21 protein-coding genes and 1 pseudogene are annotated in these 22692 nt (G+C 33.4%); 10 read left to right on the forward strand and 12 right to left on the reverse strand.

Annotated features, from left to right (window positions below; genetic code table 11):
* Positions 1 to 215 precede the first annotated feature (215 nt).
* The 5 genes and pseudogenes from corA to ACNQF6_RS13535 all read left to right on the forward strand — a co-directional run bounded on the left by corA (position 216) and on the right by ACNQF6_RS13535 (position 8382).
* A complete protein-coding gene (gene corA / locus ACNQF6_RS13515; protein WP_417966440.1) occupies positions 216 to 1286 on the forward strand; it encodes a magnesium/cobalt transporter CorA in 1071 nt (356 codons plus the stop codon).
* Positions 1287 to 1340: 54 nt separating this feature from the next.
* A complete protein-coding gene (gene pta, locus ACNQF6_RS13520) occupies positions 1341 to 3434 on the forward strand; it encodes a phosphate acetyltransferase (RefSeq protein ID WP_417966441.1) in 2094 nt (697 codons plus the stop codon).
* 1 nt (position 3435) lies between these two features.
* Positions 3436 to 4620, forward strand: coding sequence for an acetate/propionate family kinase (locus tag ACNQF6_RS13525; RefSeq protein ID WP_417966442.1), 1185 nt, complete (start codon positions 3436 to 3438; stop codon positions 4618 to 4620).
* A 142-nt stretch (positions 4621 to 4762) separates the two neighbouring features.
* Positions 4763 to 6859 carry a glycoside hydrolase family 97 protein gene (locus ACNQF6_RS13530; RefSeq protein WP_417966443.1) on the forward strand — a complete coding sequence of 699 codons (2097 nt, stop codon included), beginning with the start codon at positions 4763 to 4765 and terminating at the stop codon, positions 6857 to 6859.
* 141 nt (positions 6860 to 7000) lie between these two features.
* Positions 7001 to 8382: pseudogene (locus ACNQF6_RS13535) on the forward strand (M28 family peptidase).
* Positions 8383 to 8422: 40 nt separating this feature from the next.
* On the opposite strand, the gene ACNQF6_RS13540 reads toward ACNQF6_RS13535, so the two are convergent.
* The 4 genes from ACNQF6_RS13540 to ACNQF6_RS13555 all read right to left on the reverse strand — a co-directional run bounded on the left by ACNQF6_RS13540 (position 8423) and on the right by ACNQF6_RS13555 (position 12040).
* On the reverse strand, positions 8423 to 9517 hold the full coding sequence (locus tag ACNQF6_RS13540; protein WP_417966445.1) for a PAS domain-containing sensor histidine kinase: 1095 nt from the start codon (positions 9515 to 9517) through the stop codon (positions 8423 to 8425).
* A gap of 212 nt (positions 9518 to 9729) precedes the next feature.
* Positions 9730 to 10575, reverse strand: a complete 846-nt coding sequence (locus ACNQF6_RS13545) for a hypothetical protein (protein ID WP_417966446.1) — start codon at positions 10573 to 10575, stop codon at positions 9730 to 9732.
* 18 nt (positions 10576 to 10593) lie between these two features.
* A complete protein-coding gene (gene kdsA / locus ACNQF6_RS13550) occupies positions 10594 to 11412 on the reverse strand; it encodes a 3-deoxy-8-phosphooctulonate synthase (RefSeq protein ID WP_417966447.1) in 819 nt (272 codons plus the stop codon).
* Between the two features lie 175 nt (positions 11413 to 11587).
* The gene (locus tag ACNQF6_RS13555; RefSeq protein ID WP_417966449.1) at positions 11588 to 12040 is read right to left on the reverse strand and encodes a 2-dehydro-3-deoxyphosphooctonate aldolase; all 453 of its coding nucleotides are present in this window, start codon (positions 12038 to 12040) and stop codon (positions 11588 to 11590) included.
* Positions 12041 to 12235: 195 nt separating this feature from the next.
* Here ACNQF6_RS13555 and ACNQF6_RS13560 point away from each other — a divergent pair, with 195 nt between their 5' ends.
* Positions 12236 to 12796, forward strand: a complete 561-nt coding sequence (locus ACNQF6_RS13560; protein ID WP_417966450.1) for a YeeE/YedE family protein — start codon at positions 12236 to 12238, stop codon at positions 12794 to 12796.
* Between the two features lie 45 nt (positions 12797 to 12841).
* Positions 12842 to 13258, forward strand: coding sequence for a DUF6691 family protein (locus tag ACNQF6_RS13565; protein WP_315165539.1), 417 nt, complete (start codon positions 12842 to 12844; stop codon positions 13256 to 13258).
* Positions 13259 to 13302: 44 nt separating this feature from the next.
* Here ACNQF6_RS13565 and ACNQF6_RS13570 read toward each other — a convergent pair whose 3' ends face one another.
* The 4 genes from ACNQF6_RS13570 to prmA all read right to left on the reverse strand — a co-directional run bounded on the left by ACNQF6_RS13570 (position 13303) and on the right by prmA (position 16530).
* Positions 13303 to 13974, reverse strand: coding sequence for a lysoplasmalogenase (locus ACNQF6_RS13570; RefSeq protein ID WP_417966451.1), 672 nt, complete (start codon positions 13972 to 13974; stop codon positions 13303 to 13305).
* Between the two features lie 9 nt (positions 13975 to 13983).
* A complete protein-coding gene (locus tag ACNQF6_RS13575; RefSeq protein ID WP_417966452.1) occupies positions 13984 to 15255 on the reverse strand; it encodes a sterol desaturase family protein in 1272 nt (423 codons plus the stop codon).
* A gap of 93 nt (positions 15256 to 15348) precedes the next feature.
* On the reverse strand, positions 15349 to 15624 hold the full coding sequence (locus ACNQF6_RS13580; protein WP_417966453.1) for an ATP-dependent Clp protease adaptor ClpS: 276 nt from the start codon (positions 15622 to 15624) through the stop codon (positions 15349 to 15351).
* Between the two features lie 45 nt (positions 15625 to 15669).
* Positions 15670 to 16530: a 50S ribosomal protein L11 methyltransferase gene (gene prmA / locus ACNQF6_RS13585; protein WP_417966454.1), complete on the reverse strand. Its 861-nt coding sequence runs from the start codon at positions 16528 to 16530 to the stop codon at positions 15670 to 15672.
* Positions 16531 to 16625: 95 nt separating this feature from the next.
* Here prmA and ACNQF6_RS13590 point away from each other — a divergent pair, with 95 nt between their 5' ends.
* A complete protein-coding gene (locus ACNQF6_RS13590; RefSeq protein WP_417966456.1) occupies positions 16626 to 17849 on the forward strand; it encodes a porin in 1224 nt (407 codons plus the stop codon).
* A gap of 54 nt (positions 17850 to 17903) precedes the next feature.
* On the opposite strand, the gene tpiA is transcribed toward ACNQF6_RS13590, so the two are convergent.
* The 4 genes from tpiA to ACNQF6_RS13610 all read right to left on the reverse strand — a co-directional run bounded on the left by tpiA (position 17904) and on the right by ACNQF6_RS13610 (position 21116).
* Entirely contained in the window at positions 17904 to 18656 is a 753-nt protein-coding gene (gene tpiA / locus ACNQF6_RS13595; RefSeq protein ID WP_417966457.1) for a triose-phosphate isomerase, read from the reverse strand.
* A 65-nt stretch (positions 18657 to 18721) separates the two neighbouring features.
* A complete protein-coding gene (locus ACNQF6_RS13600; protein ID WP_417966458.1) occupies positions 18722 to 19219 on the reverse strand; it encodes a TlpA family protein disulfide reductase in 498 nt (165 codons plus the stop codon).
* A gap of 231 nt (positions 19220 to 19450) precedes the next feature.
* Complete coding sequence (locus tag ACNQF6_RS13605) at positions 19451 to 20551, reverse strand: BT_3928 family protein (protein ID WP_417966459.1); 1101 nt, start codon at positions 20549 to 20551, stop codon at positions 19451 to 19453.
* A gap of 19 nt (positions 20552 to 20570) precedes the next feature.
* On the reverse strand, positions 20571 to 21116 hold the full coding sequence (locus tag ACNQF6_RS13610) for a DUF1599 domain-containing protein (protein ID WP_417966460.1): 546 nt from the start codon (positions 21114 to 21116) through the stop codon (positions 20571 to 20573).
* Between the two features lie 88 nt (positions 21117 to 21204).
* Between ACNQF6_RS13610 and folP the strand changes: the two genes are divergently transcribed.
* Together folP and ACNQF6_RS13620 are read left to right on the forward strand one after the other, a co-directional pair.
* Entirely contained in the window at positions 21205 to 22029 is an 825-nt protein-coding gene (gene folP, locus ACNQF6_RS13615; protein WP_417966461.1) for a dihydropteroate synthase, read from the forward strand.
* 2 nt (positions 22030 to 22031) lie between these two features.
* Complete coding sequence (locus tag ACNQF6_RS13620) at positions 22032 to 22664, forward strand: hypothetical protein (RefSeq protein ID WP_417966462.1); 633 nt, start codon at positions 22032 to 22034, stop codon at positions 22662 to 22664.
* The last annotated feature ends 28 nt before the right edge of the window (positions 22665 to 22692 follow it).

The following is a 22692-nucleotide window of genomic DNA, read 5'->3' on the forward strand; positions in this document are numbered from 1 at the left end:
TTAAATAATTAACAATAATTAACAATCGTTGATTAACGGCTTTTTCTATAACGAAATATGATTTTTCTCATGAAAGAAATAAATATTTCGAGTTACTTTTGTCGTTTTAAGTACTAAATTAAATCCGTTTTTTTCATTTTTAGGAATGTCAAAAGTATCAAGAAACGATTTTTTTGTAAAAGTTTTTTGTAATATTACTACGTAAATCAGTTGGCATGAGAAAAATTAAGTACAAGAAAGGAAAGAAAATGCAACCCTATAATTTAGAATATACGGGTATTCATAAAAGTAAGGAATCAGAACTGCAGTTGTTTGTTTATGATGATTTGAATCTTACCGAATATGATGATTTTAAGGTTTCGGAATTAGATAAATATATTGAGGGACAAAAAACAAACTGGATTAATATTCACGGTTTAAATAATGTGGAGTGGTTAAAATCGATTGGGGATTATTTTAAAATCGATAATTTTATGTTGGCTGATATTTTAAATACCACCCGAAGAACAAAACTGGAAGAGTCTCATGACTATTTATTTTTCAATATAAAATCATTGTTACCAGCGGAACACTCTGATAACATAAGTGTCGAACAAATTAGTTTTTTGTTAAAAGATGGGGTTTTAATTTCTTTTCAGGAAAAGCGAAGTGATTTTTTTACCCATATTCGAGAACGCATTAGAACGCATTCAGGAATCGTAAGAACTAAGAAAGCGGATTATTTATTGTACATTCTTCTGGATGCCATCATGGAAAATTTCTACATCACTTTAGAAAATGAAGAGGACAGTATAGAGGAATTGATTAATCTTACTAAGGAAAGTGTTGATCCAGTAATTTTAGAAAAAATAGAGAAACACAGAGATAATTTAAACTTTCTAAAACGTTCTATCATACCGCTTCGGGATTCGTTGTATGACATAAAAAGCATAAAAGACGATACCATATTTAATGCGATGGAAGCAGATACTTTTAGTTTTTTTGCCCGATTGCATCAAAAGAGTTTAGAACTTTTAGAACAAATTGAATCCGATATGAGTTCCCTGGAAAGCGCCTCTAATTTCTTTTTCTCAGCACAAACACACAAGATGAATGAGATTATGAAAACGCTGACCATCGTATCGGCAATATTTATTCCGCTTACTTTTATTGTGGGTGTTTATGGAATGAATTTTGACTACATGCCGGAACTCAAGCGTCATTATGGCTATCATACCGTAATGGGTGCTATGTCTTTAATAGTAGTTGGAATGATTATTTATTTTAAAAAACGCCGTTGGTTTTAAGTATAAAAAAGGATTGCAACCAATTGATTTGGATTTAAATTTAAAAATAAAAAGATGAACAAGGCCATATACATTGCAACAAGCGAGCAAAATAGCGGAAAGTCGATTATTACGTTGGGATTGATGAGTATGCTCATTGGCAAAATGGCCAAAGTAGGATATTTTAGGCCCATTATTGAAGATTTTGAAGAAGGAGGATTTGATAATCATATTGAAACCGTGATTGGTCATTTTGGAATGGATATTGAATTTGAAGATGCGTATGCCATTACAAAAAGTAAATTAATCAAAAAGAAGAACAAGGGAAAAATAGGGGAGGTTCTCGACTTGATTATTGAAAAATATAAGAAATTAGAAGAGCGTTTCGATTTTGTTTTGGTTGAAGGAACCAGTTTCACAGGAGAAGGAACTGTCATCGAATTGGACATGAATGTTCTGATTGCTAAAAATCTGGGAATACCAACAATTATTGTTGGTTCCGGAGTTGGGAAAACATTAGAGGAATTAATAGATAGTCTTTATTTAGCATACGATTCATTCAAAGTTAAAGATGTTGAAGTTTTGGCTGTAATCGCCAATAAAGTGCAGCCTGAAAATATTGAATTGGTTACGAACGGCTTAAGGAAAAGCTTGCCCAAAAGTATATTGGTGAATTCCATTCCTTTGATTCATAATCTAAATAATCCAACGGTACAAGAAATCGTAAATGAGTTAGATGCCAAAGTTTTATTTGGTTCGGCTCACTTGAACAATCAAACTGGAAATTTTAGTGTGGGTGCCATGCAATTGTGTAATTATTTATTGCATTTGAAAGAAAACAGTCTAGTAATAACGCCCGGAGACCGCGCCGATATTATTCTTGGCGCATTGCAGGCTAATGAATCCGTAAATTACCCTACAATATCAGGAATAGTTTTGACGGGTAACATTTTGCCAGAGATTAGTATTTTGAAATTGATAGAAGGACTTTCGACCATTGTTCCAATTATTGCCGTGGAGGAAGGGACTTATTTTATCACCAATAAAATAGGATCTATAAAATCTAAAATTTACGCGAATAACAAGCAGAAGATTGAAATTTCGATTACTACTTTCGAAAAATATGTGGACTTAGACAACTTGGCTGAAAAGCTGATTACTTTTGAAGCTGAAGGAATGACGCCAAAAATGTTTCAATATAATTTGGTAAAAAGAGCCAGAAAACACAGAAAACATATTGTGTTACCAGAAGGAAATGACGATAGAATTATCATGGCAGCTTCACGCTTATTAGAAATGGATGTGGTAGATATTTCGATCATTGGCAACAAGAAACAAATAGAAAGTAAAGTTGCTGAATTAGGGTTGTTTTTTGATTTTTCCAAAGTGCAAATCATAAATCCGATAGAATCGGAACATTATGATGATTATGTAAATACGTATTATGAGTTGCGAAAAGCAAAAAACGTAACCATAGGAATGGCTAAGGATTTAATGGAAGATGTCTCGTATTTTGGAACGATGATGGTGTATAAAGGCCACGCTGACGGAATGGTTTCCGGAGCGGCTCATACTACGCAACATACTATTTTGCCTGCATTGCAATTCATTAAAACGAAACCCAATTCCTCCGTGGTTTCATCCATATTTTTCATGTGTTTAGAGGATAGAGTTTCAGTTTTTGGAGATTGTGCCATTAATCCAAATCCTACTGCAGAACAACTGGCAGAAATTGCCATTTCCTCTGCGGATTCTAGTTTGGCTTTTGGTATTGAACCAAAAATTGCTATGCTTTCGTATTCATCTGGTTCTTCCGGAAAAGGAGATGAAGTGGATAAAGTAAGAACTGCAACTGAAATAGTGAGAAAAAAACGCCCCGATTTAAAGATCGAAGGGCCTATTCAATATGATGCTGCGGTTGATATGGCCGTTGGAAAAAGTAAAATGCCAAATTCAGAAGTGGCAGGGCAAGCCAGCGTTTTGATTTTTCCAGATTTAAATACAGGAAATAATACCTACAAGGCAGTGCAAAGGGAAACAGGAGCTCTTGCAATTGGTCCGATGTTACAAGGATTGAACAAACCGGTTAATGATTTAAGCCGCGGTTGTACTGTTGATGATATTATAAACACAGTCGTGATTACAGCGATTCAAGCACAAGGATTATAAAATGAAAATAGTAATTATAAACTCAGGGAGTTCTTCTATAAAATACCAGTTAATTGACATGCCTTCTTGCGAAGTTATTTGCTCTGGGATGATTGACAGAATAGGATTAGAGACGTCAAATTTGAGCTATGAAACCCATCAAAATAAAATTGAGGAATCTATGCCAATTCCCAATCATAAAATAGGGTTAGAAAAAATCGCTCGCTTATTGATGGATGAAAAAGTAGGTGTGATTAAAAGCACGCTCGAAATTGATGCTGTAGGTCATCGTGTGGTTCACGGAGGTGCGGGTTTTTCAGATACCACCATCATCAACAAAAAGGTAAAAGACAAAATAAAACAACTTTTCGAATTGGCACCATTGCACAATCCTGCTAATTTTGAAGGAATAATTGTAGCGGAAGAAATCTTTGGCACTGCTAAACAAGTAGCTGTTTTTGACACTGCATTTCACCAAACAATTCCAGTTGTGGCTTATAAATATGCCTTACCTAATTATCTTTTGACCGAAAATAAAATTCGAGTTTACGGTTTTCACGGTACAAGCCATAAATATGTTTCTGAAAAAGCAATTAAGCTTTTACAAAACAGCTCCAAAATTATCACCATACATCTAGGTAATGGATGCAGTATGGCGGCTATAAAAGATGGGAAAAGTATCGATACTACACTCGGTTTTGGACCAATGAATGGTTTGATTATGGGAACTCGTAGTGGAGATGTCGATCAATCAGTGATATTTTATATGGTCAATTCATTGGGTTATTCCCTTGCCGATGTCAACACCATGTTGCAAAAACAAAGCGGAATGCTAGGACTTACCGGTTTTAGTGATTTAAGAGATATTGAATCTCAAGCCGGACAAGGAAATAAAGATTGTCAAATGGCATTGGCAATGAATGCGTATCGAATCAAGAAATATATAGGTTCTTATACAGCTGCTTTAAATGGTTTGGATGCAATTATTTTTACAGCTGGTATTGGAGAAAACTCTTCTTATATGCGAAAATTAGTTTGTACAGATATGGAGTATTTTGGAATTGAACTTGATGATTCAAAAAATGATATGCGTTCGAAAGAAATTCGGGAAATCAATACATCAGATTCCAAGACTAAAATAGTAGTTATTCCTACCAATGAAGAGATTGAAATTGCCAATCAAGTCTTTGAATTACTGATAAAGTAAGAAAATAAAAAACCCAAAGGAGCTTCTGAATTCAGAGGCTTTGTTTATGTTTTTTTAACAAAAAAAACCTAATTATTAAACCATATTCTTTAACAATATAGATTTTAGCTATATCCGTAAATTCATAAAAAAAACATATAAAATGAAATATTTATTTTCTCTTTTTCTACTCTTTCTTTTCAATTTAGGCAATGCCCAAAGCGTTCAGTCGCCATCAGGTAAAATAGCATTAAATTTTAAGTTAGCTGGTAATGGGCAACCTAGCTATTCCGTAAATTACAAAAACAAAGCGGTCGTTTTGGAAAGCTCTTTAGGTATAAAATTGAAAGATAAACCAGCTTTAGACGCTAATTTTGATATTCTGACTTCAAAAAATTCCAGTTTCAATGAATATTGGAAACCAGTTTTAGGGGAGCAATCCAGTATTTTAAATCACTATAATGAACTTAATGTTTCGCTTATAAACAAGGAAACTAAGGTGAAAATGAATATAATTTTTAGAGTTTTTGATGAAGGAGTTGCTTTCAGATATGATTTCCCAAAACAAGCGGAGTTGAATTATTTTATTATTTCTGATGAGGTTACCCAATTTAATTTAACCGAAAACAATAAAGTATTCTGGGTTCCAGGAGATTTCGACAGTAATGAATACGAATACAATGAAACTAAATTTTCTGATATTGATAATTCCAAAATCAATATGAACAACGGTATTGGAGTAAAATCTATTCCTGGAAAATATATGGTTCAAACACCTTTGATGATGAAAGCACCATCAGGTTTGTATCTCAATATTTTTGAGGCTGCTGTTGTGAATTATCCAGTCATGCATTTGAATGCTGATGTAACTAATTACAAATTAAAAGCCGAATTAGTTCCTAATGCTATTGGCGACAAAGCCTATTTGCAAACGCCTTGTATATCTCCTTGGAGAACCATTATGATTAGCGATGATGCCAGAGATATTGTGGCTTCTAAAATGATTTTGAACCTAAACGAACCTTCAAAAATAGAAGATACTTCTTGGATAAAACCCATGAAATATGTTGGGATTTGGTGGGAAATGCACGTAGGGAAATCCACTTGGGATTATGCCGGTTCTCAAAACGCCACTAATTTTGCAGATGCCCCAAAAGCGTCAGGAAAGCACGGTGCTAATACCGAAAATACCAAACGATACATTGATTTTGCTGCAAAAAATGGTTTTGATGGCGTATTGGTAGAAGGCTGGAATGTAGGTTGGGAGGATTGGAACGGAAACTGGAAAGAGGAGGTTTTTGATTTTACAACGGCGTATCCGGATTTCGATATTGCAGCTCTTTCGGCTTACGCCAAAGAAAAAAATGTCAAAATGATTATGCATCATGAAACATCTGGTTCTGTTAGTAATTATGAAAGACACTTGGATCGTGCTTTTGATTTGATGAAAAAATACGAATATCCAGCAGTAAAATCAGGGTATGTGGGTAAAATTATTCCGCGTGGCGAATTTCATGACGGACAATCTATGGTGAATCATTTCAATTTTGTAGTAAAACGTGCTGCTGATTATAAAATTATGATTAACTCTCATGAATCGTCAAGACCAACTGGTTACGGAAGAACGTATCCTAACTATATCGCTGCCGAAGCAGCTCGTGGAAATGAATTCAATGCATGGAGCGTTGGAAATCCGCCTATGCATGAAACTATTTTGCCTTTTACAAGACAACTGGGCGGACCTATGGATTACACGCCGGGAATTTTCGAAATCAAAATGAGTTATTATGATAAAAATAAAACGGAGCAGGTTCATACCACTTTAGCCAAGCAACTCGCTTTATACGTTACGATGTATTCTCCGTTGCAAATGGCAGCTGATTTATTAGAAAATTACGAGAAATATCCAGATGCATTTCAATTTATCAAAGATGTTGAAACGGATTGGGATGAAAGTAAATATTTAGAAGCGGAGCCGGGTGATTATGTTACAGTTGCTCGAAAAACCAAAGGAAAGGAAACGTGGTTTTTAGGAGCAATCACCGATGAGAATGCCAGAACATCAGAAATAAAGTTAGACTTCTTAACCAAAGGGAAAAAATACAAAGTGATCATTTATGAAGATGCTAAAAATGCCGATTGGAAAAATAATCCAATTGCTTATAAAATTAGCACGATGACAGTGTCAAGTAAATCAAAAATTAAGTTGAATTTAGCTCCAGGAGGAGGAACAGCAATCAGTTTCGAACTGATAAATTAAATAGGATATCCTGCAAGAGCTTTAAAACTTGTAGGATTTTTTTTGAATCTAACCTTAAATATTCGTAAAGAATTACGAAATTGCAACATCCACCAAAACCAAAATTATAAAGAAGAATACCAAGAAACCTCTAAATATATTATGAAAAAATCAATTGTTTTAGCCGCACTTTTATTTAGTGGAATCACCGTATTTGCGCAAACTAAAGAGGAACAAACTTTAAAGGAAATTTACAAATCTTCCTTAACCAATGCCAAATGTTATCCTTGGCTGGATCATTTGTCCAATACCATCGGATCCCGATTATCAGGTTCAACAGGAGCAGAAAAAGCCGTTTTGTATACTAAAGCACAATTAGAAACTTTGGGTTTAGATAAAGTGTACCTTCAAGAAGTAATGGTGCCAAAATGGGTGAGAGGCGAAAAAGAAATCGGGTATTTACAACTGGGTAAACAAAAGATCGCTTTACAGATTTGTGCCTTAGGAGGTTCTGTAGCAACACCAAAAGCTGGATTGAATGCCAATATCATAGAAGTAAAAAGTTTAGAAGAATTAGTAGCATTAGGAGAAGTAAAAGTTAAAGGTAAAATTATTTTCTTTAACAGACCTATGAATCCAGAGTTTGTCGAAACATTTAAGGCCTACAGTGGCTGCGTGGACCAGAGATCATCAGGCGCTAGAGAGGCTGGAAAACTGGGTGCATTAGCAGTGATTGTAAGATCTATGAACTTACGTTTAGACGATTTTCCGCATACAGGTGCTACCAACTATGGTGATATTGCAAAAGAGCAACGGATTCCAGCAACTGCTATTAGTACCAACGGTGCCGAATTGTTGAGTAAAAATTTGAAAGCCAATCCAAATGCAACTTTTTACTTGAAACAATCGTGTCAGACATTTGAGGATGTTTTATCCTATAATGTGGTTGGTGAAATAACTGGTTCTGAGAATCCTGAAAGAATAATGGTCGTTGGCGGACATCTTGATTCCTGGGATCTTGGAGATGGTTCTCATGACGATGGAGCAGGATGTGTCCAGAGTATGGAGGTGTTGAATATCTTCAAAAATATTAGATACAAGCCTAAAAATACGTTGCGTGTAGTTTTGTTTATGAATGAAGAAAACGGTGTTCGAGGCGGAAAAGAATATGAAACACAGTCCAATAGAAACAACGAAAACCATATTTTCGCATTAGAGAGTGATTCGGGCGGGTTTTCTCCAAGAGGTTTTTCAATTGAAGCTGATGAAGCTAATTTCAATAAAATTAGTAGTTGGGCAAAGATATTCGAACCCTATTTAATCCACAAATTTGTAAAAGGGCATTCTGGGGTGTTGATATTGGTCCGTTACAATCCAGTCACATCGTAAAGGTAGGATTACAGCCGGATTCGCAGCGTTATTTTGATTATCATCATGCTGCAAACGACACTTTTGATGCTGTCAATAAAAGAGAGTTGGAACTAGGAGCAGCAGCAATGGCTTCTTTACTGTACTTAATGGATCAGAATGGAATTGTAAAATAAAAACACCCTAATTTGTGAAGGTGCTACATGCTGTTTTTTTTCAATATTTGAAGGAAATTGTGAATGTAGCGCCTTCATTTATTTTACTCTCCACGGCGATTCTCCCGCCTAAACTAGTAATGTGATTATACACTAAATATAATCCTATACCATTGCTGTCTATGTTATTGTGGAATTTTTCATACAATCCAAAAATCTTATCTTTCACTTTATCCATTTCAAAACCAAGTCCATTATCAGAAAAAATTAATTGATTTACTCCATCGAATTTTCTGGATTTGATAGTAATAACGGGTACATGATGAGGTTTTGCATATTTAATGGAATTAGTGAGTAAATTCAGAAAAATACTTTTGATGTATGCCTTGTTGAAAGTAACTTTCTCAAAAGCTGAAAAGTCAATATTAATAATTGCTTTTGAATCGCAAACTAAAGAATTTATGGAGGTAGGCACTTCACTTAGGGATTCATTGAGATTTATTTCTTCAATTTGAGTATTAATACTCTCGTTTTCTACTAATTGGTCAATAGAATCATTTAAAGTTTGTTTTAAATTTTCACTAGTTAATTTAAGAATTTCTACTAACTCCAACGTTTCTGGATCATTGATTTTTGAAACATCAATGAGACTGAAAACTGAAAGCATGTTATTTATGGGAGACTTTAAATCATGCGAAGTTTTATGAGACAAAACCGTTAGTTCTTTATTGATTTGCGTCAAATTTGCAATGAGCAAATTGCGCTCTTCTTCCATTCTTTTTTTATGCGTAATGTTTTTGGCAATTGCATACACTAATTTCTCGGAATCAACAGGCATTGATGTCCATGATAACCATACAATTTCCCCGCTTTTAGTTAAATAGCGGTTTTCAAAATTCAAAAGAGGCTTATTTTTATAAACTTGTTCTCTGGTTTCTAAAGTAATTTGGAGGTCGGCTGTGTAAACAAAACTGCTGATTGGTCGAGAATATAATTCCTCTTCCGTAAAACCTAATAATTTTGAAACTGCCGGATTTATTCTCCTGAAATAGCCATCAAATCCTGCTATACATATAAAATCAGCTGATATATTAAAAAAATTATCAAAGTGATAGTCTGTTTTTAAAGAAGAAGTGGTGGTGTTATTTTTGATCATTTATAATTTTAAAGAATTATATTGTATTAAAATTACCTAACTTGAAACAAGTAAATCCGATGGTTAAATTTAACTAATTAAAATTTAAAAAATAGAAAAAAATCAAATAATCAAACAGATGTTAATTTTATATATTTTAGTTTTTTTTTTAATCAAATTCATAAAAAAAGCCATCATAAATGACAGCTTATTTAATGTTGATAGAGGATGAATTATATTTTGAATATTCCTCCAACTGCAATGATTCTCTGAAAAAAGAAAAAATCTTGTGAAGCACTATCCTCAGAACTTTGCGTTGTTCTAATATCCTGCATATTGATGTAGCCTCCTTTAAGTTCTCCTTGTATATAAAAGTGCTTGAAAAAAGTAACATTTAAACCTGCTTTCAAAGAAGTACCATACCCTGAAACATGAAAATCATCATGACGTTCTTTCCCTAATAAGGTTGTATTTGTTTTTGGATACAATAAACCAAAACCAATTCCTTCAGTCAAATTAACTTGAATTTTGTCGGTATTTTCGATTTTAAAAATAGAGGAAATATCATCGTGTCTTGAAAATTCACTGTTTACATAATTTAAACCATCGGTGTGTTCATAAAGTAGAAACTCTTCGGTCAAAAGAACCTGATTGTTTGGCAATAACTCGTTATATGATCCAGGATTAGGATAGTAACCATCAATGTTTACAGCTTTATCTTGCGTCATCACATATTTCATGTGATCCACTCCTATAGCAACACTGTAATGATCATTTATAAAATATCCCAATCTAAAATTAGTTTGAGGAATAGTCATTCTAGATGGATTAATATAATCAACATGCCATCCTTTTGGTTTGTCATGTGCTTGAATGTTTTCCAGAGTAAAGTTGTAGTCTTTACCTCGAAAAGTCACATCAGATTTAGAATAACTGTCTCTATTTCCACCCCATGAAACAAAAAATTTACCTTTGTTATGACTGGTATATCGATCTTGTATTATTTTTTTTTCCTGTCCTATTGTAGTGTTAGTAAATAGTATAATTAGAAATGCTGAAAATAAAAAAAAATGCTTCACTGTATTTGGGTCCTAAATTTAAAATGTATTTATTGTTTTTCTAATGGCAACTAACTTGGTCATTAAGGATTCAAAGTAATCTAAATGCAACATATTTGCTCCATCACTTTTTGCATTAGCAGGATCAAAATGGGTTTCAATAAAGATTCCATCTACACCTACGGCAATACCAGCTTTGGCAATAGTTTCAATCATATCTGGTCTTCCACCAGTTACACCAGCCGTTTGGTTGGGTTGTTGTAGTGAGTGAGTGACATCAAGAACAGTAGTAGCATATTGTTGCATCGTAGGAATTCCTCTAAAATCAACAATCATGTCTTGGTAACCAAACATTGTTCCTCTATCCGTAACCATGACGTTTTCATTGTGACAATCCAATACTTTTTGAACCGCATGTTTCATGCTTTCCGGACTCATAAACTGCCCTTTTTTCAAGTTGACTACTTTTCCGGTATTGGCAGCAGCCACAACTAAATCGGTTTGACGCACTAAAAAAGCAGGGATTTGCAACACATCAACATATTGAGCAGCCATAGCCGCATCTTCATTCGTATGAATATCCGTAACAGTAGGAATTTTAAATGTTTCCGAAACTTTCCTAAGGATTTTTAATGCTTTTTCATCTCCAATTCCTGAAAAACTATCAATTCTAGAACGGTTTGCTTTCTTAAAAGAGCCCTTAAAAACGAAAGGAATTTGTAAAGTATCAGTAATTTTAACTAGTTTTTCTGCAATTCGCATTGCCATTTCTTCCCCTTCAATGGCGCAAGGACCAGCTAGTAGGAAGAAATTGCCACTGTCAGTATATTTAATTTGTGGAATATGTTGTAGGTTCATAATTTGATTTTTTTAGAAAGTGCAAAGGTAGTTAGAAATTATGATTTAGTGTTTTTTTGAAGCTATTTCCTGCTATCCGTTATAATTTTTTCCTTTTTAAAGAAAAAAGGAAAAGGATTTCCACTTTTATCAGGGCTAGGGTTATGGTATTCCAGGATGTTTTGTGATTCGAAAGCTATTGTTTTTTCATTGAAAGTCCCGTTGGAACCATCAAAATTCCTTTTTCATAGATGTTTAAATAAAGTAGTACTGGTTTTTTCTGACAAATCCATTTTAATTCATAAACATCTAGAAATCCAGCACCCATTTCACTTCTTTTTGTTGGAAACGGACAACAGCTTTCTAATTTAGTAAACGTGATTTTTTCACCTTTAGGCCCAGCTAATGCGTTCAAGAATCGACTTTGATTGATGGTTTCATTATTAGTGTTATTAAAGAAAATATTGATTGGATAATCTTTGTCATAGCCATATTTTTTGTCTTTACTATACGCCGTAATCACAAAAGTATTGTCTTTTGAAAGGGTAAGGTTTGGCGCATTATCATCCGTATTTTTCAAAGTAGATTGTGTACTTGAGCAAGATGCCATACTAATTAGTAACACAATAAAAAAGATTGATTTGTTCATGTTCAGTGTAAATTTATTAGGTGAAATGTATATTGCAATTACAATACCATGTAATTTAAATAATACAAATATAAACAGAACTTTAGACCTTCGTACGAGTTCCGTAATAATTTGGATACACACTTTTTAACCGAATGTAACATTTCTCACCTAAATCGTACTAAATGCTTCTTATCTTTGCACAAAAAAAACAATATGGATATTATTTTTCAAACTTGGTCTTGGTACTTTTCTGGTTTTTTAATCGGCTTGATTATGTTAGTACTTATATATTTTGGAAAGTCTTTCGGGATGTCTTCTAATTTGCGTTCGCTCTGTTCTATGGCTGGTTTAGGAAAACGAGTAGCCTTTTTTGATTTTGATTGGAAAGCACAACGCTGGAATTTAGTAGTCGTTCTTGGCGCTATGCTAGGTGGTTTTGTTGCCGTTCATTTTATGGGGGATGCTTCAAATGTAGCTATTAATCCTAAAACAATTGCGCAATTAGCTCAACTTGGTATTGAAGCTCCAAACGGAAAATTAATGCCGGATGCTCTTTTTGGGATATCTATTTTAGAATCTCCAAAAAGTATTTTTATACTGCTTATCGGTGGTGTTTTGATAGGTTTTGGTTCTCGTTATGCTGGTGGTTGTACTTCAGGACATGCCATTTCAGGATTAAGTAATTTACAAATTCCTTCTTTGAAAGCGGTCATTGGGTTTTTTATTGGTGGATTGATAATGGCGCATTTTTTATTTCCATTAATTGTAAAATAAATATTGTAAGGCAATCAGAATGAACTTAACATTAAAAGAAAAAGCATGAAAAATATAATAAAATATCTGTTGGTTGGATTTGTTTTCGGAATTGTACTGACTAAATCTGAAGCAGTTTCTTGGTATCGCATTTACGAAATGTTCCAATTTCAGTCGTTTCACATGTACGGAATTATTACTGTGGCCATCATCACAGGAATTATTGGCATTCAAATCATAAAACGAAACAATATAAAAGACATCAAAGGAGAATCGATTGAAATTCCGGATAAAGAAAAAGGATCTGCTCGCTACTGGATTGGCGGTTTATTTTTTGGATTGGGTTGGGCATTGGTAGGTTCTTGCCCGGGTCCTATATTTATATTGCTTGGAGCCGGTTTTTGGACCGTTCTGATAGTGCTTTTTGGAGCTCTTTTGGGAACTTATTTATATGGATTATTAAAAAATAAATTACCTCATTAATCGAAATACATCGGTTATCAAAGTAGCATTCTCTTATGAAAATGCTACTTTTTTTTGTTTAATTTTAAAATACCGGTAACAATCAAGTATTGTGCGGTTAAGTAGGTTACCATAATCAGGAATGAGCTGTATTGCAACGGAGTATAGAATTTGTCAAATGCCAAAATACTATCTGAAGCTACAAAAATAATAGCGCCAATTAAAATATATATACTGGCAGGCTTTTGCCAATTTAAAAAGCCTTTCAATGCAAATAACAGCATAATTGAAATTGTGAGTGCATAAACAAAAACAGGAATTTTTAAATCACCTAAACTTGGTAATAAGATCAGCATTATCACTATTAAATAAAAGGTAATTGTGGTTACTCCAACCCAAAAAATGATTTTAGTTTTCTTTAAGTAAATCTTTAATTGTTTGCTGAATAGTATAATATAAGAAATGTGCGAAAGAAGAAAAGCAATCAACCCTGCTATAAAATACAACTCTCCTTTGTCAGCAAACATCAAAATAATATCACCTATCCAAGACAAAGTCAAAGCCATTAAAAGAACTCTTTTGGTAGTAAATCTTTCGTAAAAACAAACAGCTAAAAGTAAAAATAGCAATAAAAAGGGTTTCAAAAACCAAACTGTATTTTCATTCCCAAAAAATAGAAACGAAAGATAAACAAGACTAAACCCAATAAAACTCTTTAATATTATATCGCTTTTCATAAGTTGTTTTTAAGATTGAGCTACAATCATTGTTTCTTTTTCAAAATTAATGCTGACAAAATATACCGTTACAGCCAAGGATAAAAGGAGGTAACCGCCAATAATATAACTCGCAAAAGGAAATAGCTGATTCATGCCAAACCAATCGCCAAAATAGAAAATTAGTCCAATTCCAAATGCAAAACGTATGCTTTCCCAGAATATAGAACTTTTACGGGTATCCATTAATTCTGTGTAACTATAAATTGTCAGGAAGATGAATGCACCGTAAATAAATACATTTGGTAAACCTATCAGAGCAATAGAATTATAGAGGTAACTAATGAGTAGTAAGGTAATAATAGCTTGAAAAAGGGACCAATACATCAATTTTTTAGAATGTTGAACGCCGTATTTTTCAAAATCATAAACATTGGTGATTTTGGTTACGGGATATTTTTCTTCAAAATTTTCTGGACGCCAGCCTGTTGGTTTAAACCAGATTGTGAATTTGTCTTTCCAGTTTTCAGCGCGCCAAGCATCTGTAATCAGCAACCATAAATGCTGAAAATTAATCCGAATGGGATTCCAGGTTCTCGCTGGTCGTGTGATTCCAAAAACAGGTGGGACAGTTTCTATTTCTGCTTGAAAAGTGCCAAACAGTTTATCCCAAATGATGAATATTTGAGAATGATTTTTGTCCATATATTCAGGATTGATAGCATGATGCACTCTATGATGGGATGGTGAAACCAATATATTTTCCAGAAAACCAATTTTCTTAATATGCTTCGTATGATACCAAAATTGAAGAAATAAATGAATCGGTAAGGTTATAGCAATTACTTTGGAGGGAACTCCTAAAAGAGCGGCCGGTATCAATAAAAAGGTAAACAGATTCACAAAACTAGATATCGGTTGGCGAAGTGCGCAAGCCAAATTGAATTCTTCACTACTGTGATGAATGGCATGTTTGTTCCATAAAAAATTAATTTGATGAGACAAACGATGACTCCAATAGCCATAAAAATCAATAGCTATAAATCCAATAAAATAGGTTAAGGAGGTAGCTTCAAGATTGAATAAAGCTATTTTAGATATAATCCAATCGTAAGAAACTAGCGTTATGCTGAGTCCTAAAACATCTTTTAAGGAATTAACCATTCCAGAACTTACGCTCGAAACAGAATCCATGTTTGGAGCAGTGTCTTCACCTTTGTAATGCCCGTATATTTTTTCGACAATAATAAATATCAAAAAAACAGGCATTACAAAAACTAAAATTTTACCATATTCTTCCATAAAAACACTTTTTTTTATTCAAATATAGAATAAAAGAGAATGTTTTTGAATTATTCATAGTAATTTATTTATTATAGGGAAGTTTTATTAATCTTAAATTATCTCTGCATTTAATCCTGCTTCTAATAATTGAGTGCATTGTGGTTTTAATTTATCGTAAGGACCTGTTTTTACGGTACACTTCCCATTGTAATGTACAATTAATGAACATTGTTCTGCTTGTTCCGGAGTGTGATTACAAACGCGAATCAAAGTTTCGATGACATGGTCAAAAGTATTTACATCATCATTGTAAACCACTATTTCATTGTCTAAACTTATAGCTTCCTTAACACTAACTCTTTCTCTTACTTTTTCTTTAGTACTCATTTTGTAGGTTTTTGTACTTTCGTAATTAATAAAAAAATAGTACTACTAATTTACATATTTTAAAGATACCCAATTGTTTCTTTCAAATTTTTTAACATACGTCAATCCTTTTTCAGTACAAGAAGCATCTATAAATGGGATATCTTCCTGATAGAAACCACTTAAAAGCAGTGTTCCATTAGGATTTAAACTGTTTGCGTAACTTTGCATATCGTTCAACAAAATGTTCCTGTTGATATTCGCAATAATCAAATCGTATTTTTTGCCTTCTAGTAATGCTGCTTCACCTTCGTAAACAGTAATGTGCTTACAATTATTGCGCTGTGCATTTTCAATTGAATTCAGATAACACCAATTATCAATATCAATGGCGTCAATTGGTTGCGCTCCTTTCATCTCGGCAAGTATTGCTAAAATAGCAGTTCCGCATCCCATATCCAGTGTTTTCATTCCGGTAACATCTATTTCCAATAAATGTTGAATCATCATGTGTGTCGTTTCGTGGTGACCGGTTCCAAAACTCATTTTTGGTTCGATTACAATATCAAATTCGGCATCCGTTTTTGGGTGAAAAGGCGCACGTACATGACAATTGCCATCAACATCTATTGCTTCAAAATTCTTTTCCCATTCCTCATTCCAGTTTACTTGCTCGATTTCTTCAAATGTATAATCGATTGTAAATTCCTCAGATTGTAAAATATGAATGTCATCAAGAATCATTTCATCCCATAAATCCTTTTGTACAAAAGCAGAAATACCCGTTTCAGTTTCTGTAAAACTCTCAAATGCTCTTTCTCCTAATTCTGCGATTAATATTTCAGAACCTAATTGCTTCGCCTCTTCGCTACTGCTCGAGTCTTTAGGCTCAATAGTAAAATGATACCCAATATATATGTTTGACATGCTTATTTTTTTTGCAAAGGTAGTAATCACTATTTAAACGGCATTTGTAAATCAATTTTTATTTTACATTTGCACCATTAATACACAACTGTACAATGAAAAAAATCATTTTATTTTTTGTTTTTCTACTAAGTATTGGTAGCAATGCTCAAGTTACTATAAAGCAAAATAAACAAGATAACGACCTAAAATTATCTGCGCTTCCTTATTATAGCTTTGGTAAAGGGATTGGAATTACTTCTCCTGACAGTTTATACCAATTGAATATTAGGTTTCGAATGCAAAACAGGGTTACATATTCCGAAAATGGGAGTGAAGATGGGGTTTATGATGGTCAAATCAGACGTTTGCGTTTGCGATTTGATGGATATGTAGGAAGTCCAAAGTTTTTATATGCAGTCCAATTATCATTTGCCCCGGGCGATGTGGGAGAAATTCAAGAAGGAGAAAATATTAATATTATTCGTGATGCGGTTGTTTTTTACAGACCAAATAAAAACTGGAATATCAGTTTTGGGCAAACAAAATTACCGGGAAACCGTCAGCGTGTAAATTCTTCAGGCGGATTACAGCTAACCGATAGATCGATTAATAATGCCCGATTTACAATAGACAGGGATTTTGGTTTTCAAGTGCATAACATGAACGAGTTTAAAGATAAATTTTCCTATAATTTAAAAACTGCTGTATCAACAGGTGAAGGACGTAATATAACAGGAAATGCAGATGCAGGAGTTGCCGTAACCGGTAAAGTGGAGCTGTTGCCATTTGGAGCTTTTTCTAGGGACGGGACCTATTTTGAAGGGGATATTGTAAGAGAAAAAAAGCCAAAACTGATGCTTTCAGGAGCTTTTCAGCAAAATAATCATGCTAAAAGAACACAAGGACAATTAGGTAATGATTTATTCGAAGCCCGTACAATGAAATCAGTGATGCTTGATGCTATGCTGAAATATAATGGCTGGGCAGCAATGTCAAGTTACATGTCGAGAACAACTTCTAGTAATGCTATTACTGTAAACCCAGACGACATTTTACAATCTAATTATGCTTATGTAGGTAACGGATTTGATCATCAGTTGAGTTATAATTTTCCTTCAAACTATGAAATTATCGGGAGGTATTCGACTCAAAAAGTAGGAGAGGATATTAGAACTTTGGCTCCAAATTCTAAACAATATACTGTTGGTTTAACTAAATATATTTGGGAACATACTTTTAAATTACAAAGCGAATTGACTTTTGATACTTTAAATTATTTCGACGGAAGTACCAAGAACAATTGGTATTTACGTTTTCAGGTAGAAATAGGAATTTAAAAAAAAAGCGGTGAAATGAATCACCGCTTTTTTTATGAAGTTTAAATATGAAATTTAGATAGCATTCACAATTGCTACAAAATCATCTGCTTTTAGTGCAGCACCACCAATAAGACCTCCGTCTACATCAGGTTTTGAGAATATTTCTTTAGCATTTTCAGGTTTTACACTTCCTCCGTAAAGGATAGAAACGTTTTCAGCGATTTCACTTCCAAAGGCTTTAAGAACTGTTTCTCTGATGAATTCATGCATTTCTTGTGCTTGTTCCGGAGAAGCAGTTTCTCCAGTTCCAATTGCCCAAACTGGCTCATAGGCCAAAACTATGTTGTCCCAATCTTTAGATTTAATATGAAATAAACCATCACGCAATTGGTTTTCTACCACATTAAAATGATTTTTTGATTGACGGTCTTTTAATTCTTCTCCGAAGCAAAAAATAACCATCATATCATGCTCTAAGGCTGTATTTACTTTATTAGCAATCAAAGCATCCGTTTCATGAAAAATAGCTCTTCGTTCTGAATGTCCCAGAATTACAATATCTACACCAACACTTTTTAACATATCAGCTGAAATTTCGCCTGTAAAAGCACCACTTTCTGCTTGATGTACGTTTTGTGCAGCAACATCAATAGAAGTAAACTCCAAATGGTCAACAGCAGAAGCCAAGTTTACAAATGTGGGAGCAACAATTACTTGTGCTTTTGCGTCAGTTGGTATTTTTGCTATTAATTCATTCAATAAATCTTCAGTTTGTTCTGCATTTTTATGCATTTTCCAGTTTCCGGCAACAATCTTCTTTCTCATTTTAGTTGTATTATATTTAGTTTTTGGTTATTTTTTTCAATATTGAAATTAAAGATTACAATATTTTATTTTAAATTTTTAAGTGTTTCATTGATTTTATCAAAATCAGTTTCTATGGCGCGGTATAAAACAATTTTTCCATTTTTATCAACAATGATGTATCTTGGAATCCAATCCACATCAACGGCTTTTGCAAATACCCCTTTCATTTGGTCATTTGCCATGAAATGATCTCCTTTTAATTCGTGTTTTTCGATTCCAGCTTTCCATTTATCGGCAGTTTTATCCATTGAAATAAATAGGTAAGCGACGTCAGGATTGTTAGCTTGTAATTCTTTTAGTTTTGGCATTGCTTTCACACAATCCCCACACCAGGAAGCCCAAACTTCTATTACCAGGGTTTTTCCTTTGTATTTTTGTAAAATGTCCTTAAAAGCAACTTGACTTCCATCAGTGGCTAAAAGGGTTTCAGATAAAGCTTCTTTTGAGAACTTAGTTTTTTGCGCAGTAGATGTGCAAGAGAAGGTGGCAAACGCAAGTAGTAGTGCTATTATTTTTTTCATTATAGTATAGTTTTAAACAAAGTTAATCAAACAATTTGAATGCGTTATACAGAATAAGAAATTTTGAAAGCATTATTCGAAAATGACAAAGCAATATCGTTGTAGTTTAAAAATAATTGAATGATTTTGATTTAGTGGTTTTTTAGGAATAGCACTTGCCATACTTTTCAAAAAAAAAGCCGTAAAGTTTCCTGTTTCGGACTTTACGACTTTATAGTTTTTATGGTTTATTTAGAATTTTAAATCCGCAATATCGTTATGATGAACTTTTTGTTTTATTGTTCCTTTTTCAATTAGTACGATACTTGGATTGGCTCTTTCAATCGTTTTTACCGTTATGGCATCACAAAAATAGAAGTCAAATGTCAGTCCGAATTGTTTTTTTGCAGCAGCTATTTCTTCTGGTGAAGAAGCTGTCATTGCAGTCACCTGATATCCTTTTGCTTTAGCATATTGATTCAGTTTTTCTAATTTTGCCATTCCACTGTGATCCGCTTTTGTTAAATCATAAGCAGTTATCAACATCAATTTTGGTGCTTCTAAAAATTCTTCTTTATAATCAGATCCGTCTTTTTCCATTGTAAAATCATGAATAGGAGGAACGTAACCTTCTGTGATAACTTTGTCTTTTCGGTCTACAAATACTGCGCCTTCAGGAATTGACATCAAATCTTTTTCAGTAAACTCTTTGTCGACACCACCTACTTTGTAAATAAATACCATTTCCACCACAGATTTTTCTGCTCCGTCAGGAATTCGCATTCCTTTTTGGATATTATTACCAACTTTATATGGTCTGAAATCGATTATTGGCAAATGGTTTAAAACCCAAACTCCCAGCAATGATGACAGAACGATACTGGCGTAAATAACTATGTTTTGTACATTATTGGTAAACAAAGGTTTTACTAATTTTTGATTGAAAAATAATATCAGAATAAAGAAAAGTAAAACAATATCTTTCGTAAACGATTGCCAAGGAGTTAGTTTTAAAGCGTCTCCAAAACAACCGCAATCCTTTACTACATTAAAATAAGCGGAATAAAAAGTCAGGAAAGTAAATAGTACAATCAGGATTAATAAGCTCCAAATAGTGAATTTGGTTTTGTAACCAATAAGCAACATAATACCCAGAACCACTTCAATAATTACTAAAAACAAAGCAATTCCTAGTGCAAATGGAACAAAAAACGGCATGTTGAAAACAGGTTCACTGAAATATTCAGCTAATTTATAGGAGAAACCAATAGGGTCATTTAGTTTGATTAAACCGGAGATAATAAATAGGATTCCAACGAAAATTCGAGAAAATTGAGTAATTACATTTTTCATTTTTTGTGATAGCTTTTTGTTATTTATTTCCAAAACCCATTAGAATCAAAGCAAAAACGGAGTAATTTATCATATCCTGATAATTAGCATCGATCCCTTCAGAAACTAATGTTTTTCCTTTATTGTCTTCAATTTGTTTGACACGAAGTAGTTTCTGTAAAATCAAATCAGTCAGTGAACTCACACGCATTTCGCGCCAAGCTTCCCCATAATCATGATTTTTGTCTTCCATTAAATCTTTGGTCAGTTTGACTTTAGCATCGTATAATTCAGTGGCTTTAGCAACGTCTAAATCGGGTTGATCCACAACGCCTAATTCCAATTGAATCAAAGCCATAATCGAATAATTGATAATCCCGATGAATTCGCCAGTTTCATCTTCATCAATTTTGCGAACTTCGTTTTCTTGTAAGCTTCTAATTCTTTGGGCTTTAATATAGATTTGATCTGTCAATGAAGGCAATCGTAAAATGCGCCAAGCACATCCGTAATCTTTCATTTTGTTGATATACAGCGCACGACAAGTCGCAATCACCGTATCATATTCCTTTGAAGTATTCTTCATTATTGGTGTATATTTGTCTTGAAATTTTTTCAAAAATAAGATAATTTTTTTGAATGTCGAATTTTGAAGTCTTTAAAACTGTAAACGAATGACTATTAACTGCAAAGGATTACTTGTTAACTTATCAACTCCCAAAGTAATGGGGATTTTGAATGTGACGCCCAACTCTTTTTTCGATGGTGGAAAGTATAAAAATGAAACTGAAATACTTTCTCAAGTCGAAAAAATGTTGCTTGATGGCGCAACTTTTATCGATATTGGCGCTTATTCAAGTAAACCAAATGCAGAATTTGTCTCGGAACAAGAAGAAATTTCCAGAATTGTTCCTGTTGTAAATTTGATTCTAAAACATTTTTCAGAAACGATAATTTCGATTGATACCTTTAGAAGTCAGGTGGCCAAAGCTTCGATTGAAAGCGGCGCGGCCATTATCAATGATATTGCAGCTGGAAATCTGGATGATAAAATGTTTGAAATTATTGCAAAATACAATGTTCCTTATATTATGATGCACATGCGTGGCAATCCGCAAACGATGCAAACACTTACGGAGTATGATGATATTCTAAAAGAAATATTGTTCTATTTTTCTGAAAAAGTAGCTGTTGCCAGAAGTTTTGGAATTAATGATTTGATTGTTGATCCGGGCTTTGGCTTTGCCAAAACAATAACTCAAAATTATGAAGTTTTTCAAAAAATGGAATTGTTTAACATCATGGAGTTACCACTTCTTGTTGGGATTTCCAGAAAATCAATGATTTATAAAACGCTCGAAACCACAATTGAAAATTCGTTAAACGGAACTACGGTTTTGAATACTTTGGCAATGACCAAAGGGGCTAAAATCCTCCGTGTTCACGATGTAAAAGAAGCCATGGAATGCGTTACATTATTTAATAAAATCAATTTATAATCATGAAATATTTTACGCTGATTGTTCTTTTTACTTTTTTTTGCTGTGGAAACAAAGAAGATATTTTGTTACCAAAAGCTGATACAACAAGTGTCAAAAATGTAGATGATCTTTCGCCAATCTATATTTTTTTCAGAACAAAAGGGAAGGATACGCTGGCAGAAGTAAACCGGAAAAACAGTATTATTTCGACCAATTGGATTCTAAATGTAGACAAACGTTTGCCGTTACGACTTGCCATTCCGGAAATCATGAAGTTGCAACAAAAAAAGCGAGAAGAAAAAGCACACAAGAATGAAAAGGCCGAAAATTATTATTCCTACGCAGATACGATTGGAAAAAACCTGGCCTTTATTCCTTTTACATATGTGTATTATAAATTGGAAAAACCAAAGTCAGAATTCGTGATTTTTTTTACCAAAAACCATGAAATTTTAGTAGATAATGTTGTGATTAAAAGAGAAGAATTGCAAACTTATTTGAATAAATTGACAAGTAACACTTCAAATCAGTATGTTTTTTGTTTTGATAAAAATTTAAATTTTGGAAGTTACATTCAGAACAAAATTTTCATTAATAGTTTACAATTGCCATCGTCTGAATTTGATATAAAACAGGAAGTTTTTGTTTACTAAACTTAAAAGAAAGTATACTTTAATCGAA

It is taken from the genome of Flavobacterium pasteuri (assembly GCF_048286615.1).
Lineage (GTDB): Bacteria > Bacteroidota > Bacteroidia > Flavobacteriales > Flavobacteriaceae > Flavobacterium.

Excerpts from the sequence above, each read along its gene's own strand:
- pta (WP_417966441.1), top strand. The coding sequence starts at position 1,341 with ATGAACAAGGCCATATACATTGCAACAAGCGAGCAAAATAGCGGAAAG.
- ACNQF6_RS13610 (WP_417966460.1), bottom strand. The coding sequence starts at position 21,116 with ATGAAGAATACTTCAAAGGAATATGATACGGTGATTGCGACTTGTCGT.
- ACNQF6_RS13620 (WP_417966462.1), top strand. The coding sequence starts at position 22,032 with ATGAAATATTTTACGCTGATTGTTCTTTTTACTTTTTTTTGCTGTGGA.
- ACNQF6_RS13530 (WP_417966443.1), top strand. The coding sequence starts at position 4,763 with ATGAAATATTTATTTTCTCTTTTTCTACTCTTTCTTTTCAATTTAGGC.
- ACNQF6_RS13575 (WP_417966452.1), bottom strand. The coding sequence starts at position 15,255 with ATGGAAGAATATGGTAAAATTTTAGTTTTTGTAATGCCTGTTTTTTTG.
- ACNQF6_RS13605 (WP_417966459.1), bottom strand. The coding sequence starts at position 20,551 with ATGAAAAATGTAATTACTCAATTTTCTCGAATTTTCGTTGGAATCCTA.
- ACNQF6_RS13565 (WP_315165539.1), top strand. The coding sequence starts at position 12,842 with ATGAAAAATATAATAAAATATCTGTTGGTTGGATTTGTTTTCGGAATT.
- ACNQF6_RS13560 (WP_417966450.1), top strand. The coding sequence starts at position 12,236 with ATGGATATTATTTTTCAAACTTGGTCTTGGTACTTTTCTGGTTTTTTA.
- tpiA (WP_417966457.1), bottom strand. The coding sequence starts at position 18,656 with ATGAGAAAGAAGATTGTTGCCGGAAACTGGAAAATGCATAAAAATGCA.
- ACNQF6_RS13590 (WP_417966456.1), top strand. The coding sequence starts at position 16,626 with ATGAAAAAAATCATTTTATTTTTTGTTTTTCTACTAAGTATTGGTAGC.
- ACNQF6_RS13600 (WP_417966458.1), bottom strand. The coding sequence starts at position 19,219 with ATGAAAAAAATAATAGCACTACTACTTGCGTTTGCCACCTTCTCTTGC.
- ACNQF6_RS13555 (WP_417966449.1), bottom strand. The coding sequence starts at position 12,040 with ATGAACAAATCAATCTTTTTTATTGTGTTACTAATTAGTATGGCATCT.
- ACNQF6_RS13525 (WP_417966442.1), top strand. The coding sequence starts at position 3,436 with ATGAAAATAGTAATTATAAACTCAGGGAGTTCTTCTATAAAATACCAG.
- folP (WP_417966461.1), top strand. The coding sequence starts at position 21,205 with ATGACTATTAACTGCAAAGGATTACTTGTTAACTTATCAACTCCCAAA.
- corA (WP_417966440.1), top strand. The coding sequence starts at position 216 with ATGAGAAAAATTAAGTACAAGAAAGGAAAGAAAATGCAACCCTATAAT.
- ACNQF6_RS13540 (WP_417966445.1), bottom strand. The coding sequence starts at position 9,517 with ATGATCAAAAATAACACCACCACTTCTTCTTTAAAAACAGACTATCAC.
- prmA (WP_417966454.1), bottom strand. The coding sequence starts at position 16,530 with ATGTCAAACATATATATTGGGTATCATTTTACTATTGAGCCTAAAGAC.
- kdsA (WP_417966447.1), bottom strand. The coding sequence starts at position 11,412 with ATGAACCTACAACATATTCCACAAATTAAATATACTGACAGTGGCAAT.
- ACNQF6_RS13570 (WP_417966451.1), bottom strand. The coding sequence starts at position 13,974 with ATGAAAAGCGATATAATATTAAAGAGTTTTATTGGGTTTAGTCTTGTT.
- ACNQF6_RS13580 (WP_417966453.1), bottom strand. The coding sequence starts at position 15,624 with ATGAGTACTAAAGAAAAAGTAAGAGAAAGAGTTAGTGTTAAGGAAGCT.